Raw genomic sequence first — 8,721 nt, forward strand, 5'->3', positions numbered from 1 at the left:
TATTGACTAATTACCTATGTTCAAACGCAAAATTCCTTTAGCATGGTTGCAATTGTCGCGGGAAAAGGCACGGATGTTAGTGGCGATCGCTGGTATTGCTTTTGCAGATGTGCTAATGTTCCTGCAATTGGGTATTCGTGAAGCTTTATTTGATGGTGCAGTACAATTCCACAACAGTTTGGAAGGTGAGATTGTATTAGTTAGTTCTCGTTATAAAGCTTTAATTTCTCTTGACCAATTCTCACAAAGAAGACTATATCAAGCACTGGGTTTTACAGGGGTGCAATCAGTTAGTCCGATTTATTTAGATTCTGTTCCCTGGAAAAATCCTGATAATCAACAGACTTGGCAAATTTTTGCGATTGGTTTTAATCCAGAAGAGAAAGTTACTAATCTACCAGGTGTACAAGAAAATTTAAACTCCTTGAGAGAACCGGATACAATTTTATTTGACCGTGGTTCGCGTCAAGAATTTGGACAAATTGTCACTAAGTTTGAAGGTAATCATCAAGTCACCACAGAGTTAAATAACCGCAAAATCAATGTTGTTGGTTTATTTAGACTAGGAACGTCTTTCGGCATTAATGGCAATATCATTACTAGTGATGTAAATTTCTTACGTCTGTTTGGTAATCAAAGAAGACAACAAGGTTTAATAGATTTTGGCTTAATTAAATTAGAACCGGAAGCAGATGTCAATTGGGTAATTGCTAATTTAAAAGCCAATTTACCTAACGATGTGCAAGTTCTTTCTAAACAGGAATTTGTAGCTAGAGAGAAAAGTTTTTGGAATACTAGCACACCCGTAGGATTTACCTTTACTTTAGGTGCAATTATTGGTTTTATTGTCGGTGCAGTAATTGTTTATCAAATACTTTATAGTGATGTTTCTGACCATTTACCAGAATATGCCACTCTCAAAGCTATAGGGTTTAAAAATCGCTATTTACTAGTATTGGTATTTCAAGAGGCGTTAATTTTAGCAGCTATTGGTTTTATTCCTGGATTTGCAATTTCTCAAGGTTTATATTTAATCACTCGTCAAGCAACGTTGTTACCAATCATGATGACGGTTGAAAGAGCAGTTTTAATATTCATCCTCACCACCTTGATGTGTACAATTTCTGCCTCTATTGCCATACAAAAGTTACAAGCTGCTGACCCTGCCGATATTTTTTAAAAATCATTCCCAGTCCCCAATCCCCAATCCCTATTGCCTAATTATGTCATCTGCGATCGCTATTTCTCATCTCAACTATTATTATGGTGTAGGTTCACTCAAAAAACAAATCCTTTTTGATATCAACCTAGAAATTCAAGCAGGCGAAATTGTCATTATGACAGGGCCTTCCGGTTCAGGTAAAACTACTTTACTAACACTAATTGGCAGTTTACGTTCTGTGCAATCAGGTAGCCTGAAAATATTAGGTAAAGAACTATGTGGTGCAACTAAAAATGAAATGGTCGAAGTCCGCCGCCATATTGGCTATATTTTTCAAGCCCATAACCTATTAGGTTTTCTCACAGCCCAACAAAATGTGCAGATGCCGTTTGAAATGAATAATGCTGTTCCCTTTCGAGAAGCACAGGCTAAAGCAGCCGCAATGTTAACTACAGTGGGCTTAGGAGAAAGACTAAATTACTATCCCGATGGACTCTCAGGCGGACAAAAACAAAGAGTTGCTATTGCTAGGGCTTTAGTCCATCATCCTCAATTAGTCTTAGCCGATGAACCGACAGCAGCTTTAGATAGTAAATCAGGTAGAGATGTAGTCAATTTAATGCAGCAATTAGCCAAAGAACAAGGTTGCACAATTCTCTTAGTAACCCATGATAATCGCATTTTAGATATTGCCGATCGCATTATTCGCATGGAAGACGGCTATTTAGTAAAATCTGACCCATAGCAATCAATAGTTTGTAGTAAGGACTTTAGTCCTTAATCCCAACGCTATTTTTTCAAAACTCTCCTGATTCTATTCTTAACAAAAATATTCTGTTGTCAAAAGGCAATTTATGAACAGTTGGCAAAAACGTATATACACTCGTTATGGAACTTGGGCGGTAGTAACTGGTGCATCCTCCGGTATAGGCCGTGAGATGGCATTTCAGTTAGCAGAATCAGGGTTCAACCTCATTTTGTGCGCCCGTAGTCAAGAGACTCTCAAGCAAATAGCCACTACTCTCACGACTCAATATAGTGTTGAGGTTCAGGTTTTCAAACTAGATTTTTCTGAAGAGAAAGCAGCCGCAACTCTAGAAATTGCAACCCAAAATTTAGATGTCGGTTTACTCATTGTATCTGCTGGTTTTGGGACTTCAGGCTCATTTCTGAATTCGCAATTAGAACAAGAAATAGAAATGCTCAATGTTAACTGCCGTGCGCTTTTAGAATTAAGCTGGTATTTTGGGCGGCAATTTGTCAAACGTGGTCGTGGTGGGATAGTGCTGATGAGTTCCATTGTGGGATTTCAAGGTATGCCCTTTGCTGCCCATTATGCAGCTACTAAAGCCTATGTCCAGACTCTAGCCGAAGCACTATACGTTGAACTTGCACCTTTAGGCGTTGATGTCCTCTCTTCTGCGCCAGCACCTACAAATAGTGGTTTCGCCAGTCGCGCTGGTATGCGAATGGGTATGGCGATGAACCCCTTAGCTGTAGTGCAACCAACATTAAAAGCCTTGGGTCGTCAGCCTACAATATTGCCGGGAATACTATCAAAATTTTTAACATACTCCCTCAGCCCGTTGCCACGATGGGCAAGAGTTCGCATTATGGGTAGAGTCATGGAAGGGATGACCAAACATCAAGTAAAAACCAATAATATTGGCTGAAAATAGATAAGTAAAACAGGGGAAATAATTAAAGGTTGATAGTGAGAACTTTAGTTATCTCTTCTCTAGGAGAGGCTACACCAACGAGACGCTACGCGAACAGAAAAGGACTAAAGTCCTTACTACTAACTCAATATGACTAAGAGGGTGTTTGAAAAGTTTTGAAGGGTGAAAATTTATGCCAGTCGCTTCGCCATGACGCGAATCATGGCAAGATAAATAAAAGTCTCCGATGTTTCGGGTAATAGCTCATAGTCTCTAACTAATCGCCGACATCCCATCAACCATCCAAAAGTTCGTTCTACTACCCAACGTTTTTTGAGTACGGTAAAGCCCTTAGTTTGTTGTGGTCGCAGAACTACCTGCACAATCCAACGGCAAAAGTCCATTACCCACTGCATGAATGGCTCGCCATCAAAACCACCGTCCACCCAAATAGTGGTCAATCGACAGACTTGGTTGTGAGATTTTTTAACCTGTTTGAGAACTTGTTTGCCTCCTTCACGTTCACCGACATTGGCCGCAGTAACCAAGACCCGTAACACTAACCCCAAGGTATCAACTGTGATAAATCGCTTGCGCCCCTTGATTTTCTTACCTGCATCGTAGCCTACGGCTTTCTGCACCATTGCAGCAGTTTTCACACTTTGACTGTCGATAATTGCCTCGGATGGACTCGGATGACGTTCAATATCAATTCTCGTCCACTCTCGTAAACTATCATGGATGTTCAACCAAGTTCCGTCTTTACGCCAGTTGCGGAAATATGTATAAACTGTCTGCCAGGGGGGAAAATCACCAGGTAAGGCTCGCCATCGTACTCCTTCTACCAGGATATAAAAGATGGCATTCAAAATTTCCCACATATCAACTTCGCGAGGACGGCCACCTCTTTTTGCTTCTGGAATTAAATCAGTAATAAGTTCATATTGAACACGGCTCAGGTTACTGGGGTATGCTTTACTCATGTCACTCTCTCGGTGCTGTGTTTTTCACTATTCGCAGCTTACACTGAGAGAGTTTTTTTACAAACTACCCGACTTTTCAAACAACCTCTAAGAATAATTGAAGATAAATATGATTTTTATTCAAAAATAATCATATCCTCTAGTTCTGACATCATCTGCTCTAGTAAATCTTCCATCATTTCCTCATTCATAGAATTGAGAGTGACTGGCCCCTTGAGAAATTCTTTAATGGTCATTTTCTGGTCACGGAAACTCTGCACAAAATCACGAATTTGGGCGACAATATTAATTTGTTGCTCCATTGTCTGTACCATAAAGTCTACATAATCTACACCTTGTTTAGCAGCCTTGCGGGCATCTGCTAACATCGCCCCTTCAGGAGTATTTTTAGCTAACCGTAATTCCCGCTTGAGGTTTTCATATTGATTAGAGAGAATTTCGTTTTGTTGTTCTAGACTTTTACATTTACGAGTTAAATCATCTTCACTATTATTATCAATAGTTTCACCTAATTGATGTTGTCTTTCAATTTCTAAGAGTCTAGCTAAATCACCTTCTTGATAAGCCTTATTGATTTCCTTCATAATTTCTGTATGATTCTGAAGGGTTTCTTGATCTTGGACTTTATCAGGGTGAAAAATCTCTGCTAACTTCAAAAAGGTTTGACGAATCTTTCTTGAGTCTTCTGTTCTAGCTGTGGAGGGAGTGTCTAGGGGTTGTTGAGTTTGCCAATTGGGGGGACGATGTGTATTGGTATCTTGCTCACTACCTTCTTGCGAGCGAAAATTTTCAAATAATTCATCGAGTTCTGGATCATCTATATCTTCATCAGTATGTTTTTCTTTAAAACTGATGACTCCAGAAAATTGCAAATTACGGTAAACTTTTTCTACATTATTTTTTGTTTGCTTGCCAAATTTCCTTTTAGTCAAAATTTCATCAAATAGAGCATGAATTTCTTGGTCAAGTTCTGCCATTTTTTGGAAATTAGGCGTAGCCTTATGAAATATATCTGTGGCTAAAGAACGCATCTTTTCCACAAAATTATTGAGTTCTGTACGTTTTCTTTTGATCTGTTTGAGTATGGATTGATGTTCTTTTTCTAGTACATCTAAACGAATATGTAAATCGGAAAGGGCTAAAGATGTTGTTTTGCTGCTGCGGGGTGTGCGGGGCGGAGATGCTGCTTTGCGGGGCATGGAAGGTGTAAGGTAATTTTAGGGTTGAAAGCAGAATACCTGCAAGCTCAGTGGAAATCAACAGACATAAGATACATTTATTAGTCAATAGTCAATAGTCAATAGTCAATAGTCAATAGTCAATAGTCAATAGTCATTAGTCATTAGTCATTAGTCATTAGTCATTAGTCGTTAGTATTTCTTTCCCTGTCTCCCTTGTATCCCGTAAACCCTTACACCCTTGCACCCTTACACCCCTACACCCCTATACCCTTACACCCCTAATTCTTAGACTAACAGTCTGATAAAATACCATAGAGCATTAACCAACAGGTGTTATGGCGAAACGTCTTTTAGTCGTTGAATCTCCTGGTAAAGTTAAGAAACTCAGCCAAATTCTGGGTACAGAGTGGATAGTCCGGGCTAGTTGTGGACATATTCGTGAACTCAGTAATCAGGGTGAGGATTCCCTGGGGTTTAGTATGGAGGGCGGTAGTGTACGATGCAACTATGTACCGCGTGACCAACGTGCTAAGGAGACTATTCAACAACTCAAGGCGTTTACTAAGCAAGTAGATGAGGTTGTTTTAGCAACTGACCCAGACCGAGAGGGCGAAACGATCGCCTGGCATCTCAAAGAGGTGTTAGGATTACGTGATGCTAAACGGGTGATTTATACCGAAATTACAGCATCGGCAGTGAGAAATGCGATCGCTCACCCCAGAAAGTTAGACTTAAATCTGGTAGGTGCGGGATTGTGCCGCGATTGTCTGGATAAATTGGTAGGTTATAAGGGTAGTCCCTTAGTTTGGGCTTTGAATAACGGTGCTAAAAGTGTCGGTCGAGTCCAAAGTGCGACACTCCACTTGATTTGTCAGCGTGAAAGAGAAATTCAAACCTTCGTACCCCAAGATTATTGGAATGTTTGGGTAGATTATCAAGAGGGTTTTCGGGCTTTTTACAAAGGGACGACGGACACAGCTAAGGAAACCGAACAGCAAGAAGCAGAAACCCATGATGATGCGGCCGATAACACCACAAAAGCACCGGAATCTAAACGGGTACTATCAGAAGCAGAAGCTATTAGGTTAACTGAAACAGCAAAACAGCATCCCCATCAAGTAATTCTCGTAGAAGGTAAAACAGTCCAACGCCAACCACCACCACCTTTTACCACCTCGACGTTGCAACAAGCCGCCGGTTCTAAACTGAAATTCGCCCCAGATAAAACTATGCAGGTGGCACAAAAGTTATATGAGGCGGGGCTAATTACCTATATGCGAACCGACTCAGTAATGTTGAGTCCCGAATTTTGCGAGAGTGCGCGCCAGTGGTTAGAACAAAACGACCCGCAAAATGTCCCGCCCAAAGTCGCCAAGCACCGCAGCAGCAAAACAGCCCAAGAAGCCCACGAAGCCATTCGCCCCACAGATGTGTTTCGTCCCTCAGTACAATTACGAGAAGAATTACCAGCCGATGAATTTAATTTATATGTGATGATTTGGAAACGGGCAATGGCTTCTCAATGTCGTTCCGCCCAACTCCGCAAAACTTTAGTCGTCACGCAGTCGGGGAATCTCTTGTGGCAAGCGAGGGGGCAGGTTATAGAATTTTACGGTTATGCCAAGTATTGGAATAATCTCAGTAAAGATTCGGTTTTACCTGAGTTACAACAAAAACAGGCTTTAACCTTAGATAATGCCAATTTTGAGAAAAAACAAACACAACCACCGCCACGCTACAGCGAACCCAAATTAGTGCAGCTAATGGAACGCAAAGGTATCGGTCGCCCTAGTACCTATGCTCCCACAGTCGCCACCCTCAAGCATCGGGGTTATGTGGAGTTAGCCAAGGGGAATTTGCAACCGACTGCATTAGGGCTAGAAGTTGATGCCTTTTTACAGAAAGCACTGCCAGATTTACTAGAAGCAGAATTTACCGCTAAGATGGAAGACGCTTTAGATGCGATCGCTCAAGGTAAACAAGGCTGGCAACAATATCTCACCAATTGGAATCAAGATTACTTTGTTCCTGCACTTACCAAGGCTAAAAATGTAGTGGTGGGTGTATCAACTGGTATAACGTCTACACCACGCCAATACGAAACCTCTAGGACACGTTGCCCAGAGTGTAACAATTGTCTTTCTAAAATTAAAAGCAGTAAACTCCAGAAAAAATATTTTCTCAAATGTACTAGTGGTTGTGAAAACATTGTACTGTTTTGGAGCGATCGCTCTAAAAGTTGGGAAGCACCCAAAAATCAAGCAAGCGGCACAGAAAATAAAGCCAAGCCGCCTGCTAAGGTAACTTCATATCCTTGTCCGGTGTGCAAGCAGCCTTTAGAGGAGTACAGTTACACCAAAGACGGACAGTCTAAAACCATGCTGCGCTGTTCTAATCCTAAGTCACGCCAGGATAATAAGCATAAGGATGTAGCCTATTTCAGCACCCAGAAAGGTTGGTGGAGTCCGAAGTTTGGCGAACTGGGGAAGGAAGAGGCAGGGGGCAGGGGGGCAGGGAGCAGGGGGAAAAGGTAGACAAGGTAGACAAGGGGGACAAGGTAGACAAGGTAGGATTTTTTACTATGCCCAATGCCCAATTCCCAATTCCCAATTCCCAATGCCCAATGCCCAATGCCCAATGCCCAATGCCCAATGCCCAATGCCCCATGCCCCATTCCCTATTCGTGAAATTCCGGCAAATCATTAGGCGCGCCACAGGCGGAAATGTTACCTGTGAAGTTTACGTCAGCTACGAGTTCTGGGTGTGCTTGTTTGCGTTGGGCGATTTGTTCGCGGGTGAGAATTTTGGATTCGTCGAAACCTAATTCGATTTCTGTTTGTAGTCCTTTATACTTGACTCGTTTTAAGTTGTAGAAGCGTTTGTTGAGGGTGGTTTGGACGAATGCTTTTAAACAACCTAAAAGATATCTGCGCTTAAAGGGATCTTTGACAAACCAATATTCCAAGGTTTTGCGGAGGTAGAAACGGGCGTAGTTTCGCAATACTCCTTTGAGAACGTCTTCCCTTTCCATTGCATCGGGTTTCATGATGGGGGTGACGAAGTTATATTGCGAATAGTCTCGGACTTCGACGCGATCGCCTAAATCTTGGAATAATTCAGAAAATGGCCAAGGGGTAAACATATTCCAGTTCACCATGTCGGTTTGCCAATCCAAAGCCATTTTATAGGTTTCTTCGATGGTTTCTGGGGTTTCGTTTTCTAAACCCATAATAAATTGAGCTTCGGCAACCATGCCATTTTTTCTTAATAGTTGAACCGCTTTTTTGTTCTGCTCAATTGTGGTTTCTTTGCGGAACAAATTCAACTTTAATTGGGCGGCGGCTTCTGTTCCCAAGGAGACGTGAACCAGTCCAGCTTTACGATACAGAGGTAATTCCTCTTCGTCCCGCAAGATATCTGTCACCCTGGTATTAATTCCCCAATAAACGCCTAAATTGCGTTCGATTAATTCGTTACACAGGGCAATAAATTTGGGTTTGTTAATAGTTGGTTCTTCATCAGCTAAGATGAAAAATCCAACTTTGTGTTTTTTCACCAGAATTTCAATCTGATCTACGAATTTTTTGGGAGTGCTGGAACGGTATTTGCGCCAGAATGCCCACTGAGAACAGAAACGACAGGAGAAAGGACAACCTCTAGCATAGTTAGGAACAGCCACCCGTACATTTAAAGGAGTATAAATATATTTACTCCAATCTAAAAGACTCCAATCAGGT

General features: G+C 41.5%; 7 protein-coding genes. 4 read left to right on the forward strand and 3 right to left on the reverse strand.

The annotated features are described in order from the left end of the window. The first annotated feature begins 16 nt into the window (after window positions 1-16). From devC to CV014_RS23265, 3 genes are all read left to right on the forward strand, one after another. Window positions 17-1,180 carry an ABC transporter permease DevC gene (devC, locus tag CV014_RS23255; protein ID WP_236144188.1) on the forward strand — a complete coding sequence of 388 codons (1,164 nt, stop codon included), beginning with the start codon at window positions 17-19 and terminating at the stop codon, window positions 1,178-1,180. Between the two features lie 43 nt (window positions 1,181-1,223). Next, window positions 1,224-1,907 carry a DevA family ABC transporter ATP-binding protein gene (locus CV014_RS23260; protein ID WP_236144189.1) on the forward strand — a complete coding sequence of 228 codons (684 nt, stop codon included), beginning with the start codon at window positions 1,224-1,226 and terminating at the stop codon, window positions 1,905-1,907. Window positions 1,908-2,016: 109 nt separating this feature from the next. Continuing rightward, a complete protein-coding gene (locus CV014_RS23265) occupies window positions 2,017-2,835 on the forward strand; it encodes an SDR family NAD(P)-dependent oxidoreductase (RefSeq protein ID WP_236144190.1) in 819 nt (272 codons plus the stop codon). A 176-nt stretch (window positions 2,836-3,011) separates the two neighbouring features. Here the strand turns inward: CV014_RS23265 and CV014_RS23270 are convergent, their stop codons facing one another. Beyond that, window positions 3,012-3,803, reverse strand: coding sequence for an IS5 family transposase (locus tag CV014_RS23270; RefSeq protein WP_236141255.1), 792 nt, complete (start codon window positions 3,801-3,803; stop codon window positions 3,012-3,014). 116 nt (window positions 3,804-3,919) lie between these two features. Next, window positions 3,920-5,002, reverse strand: coding sequence for a J domain-containing protein (locus tag CV014_RS23275; protein WP_236144191.1), 1,083 nt, complete (start codon window positions 5,000-5,002; stop codon window positions 3,920-3,922). Between the two features lie 317 nt (window positions 5,003-5,319). On the opposite strand from CV014_RS23275, the gene topA reads away from it, so the two are divergent. Further along, on the forward strand, window positions 5,320-7,518 hold the full coding sequence (topA, locus tag CV014_RS23280; protein ID WP_236144192.1) for a type I DNA topoisomerase: 2,199 nt from the start codon (window positions 5,320-5,322) through the stop codon (window positions 7,516-7,518). A 143-nt stretch (window positions 7,519-7,661) separates the two neighbouring features. On the opposite strand, the gene bchE is transcribed toward topA, so the two are convergent. Beyond that, the coding region (bchE, locus tag CV014_RS23285; RefSeq protein ID WP_236144193.1) for a magnesium-protoporphyrin IX monomethyl ester anaerobic oxidative cyclase at window positions 7,662-8,721 on the reverse strand (1,060 nt) is incomplete at its 5' end.

This window comes from Nostoc sp. CMAA1605 (assembly GCF_021596505.1).
Taxonomy (GTDB): Bacteria; Cyanobacteriota; Cyanobacteriia; order Cyanobacteriales; family Nostocaceae; genus Trichormus.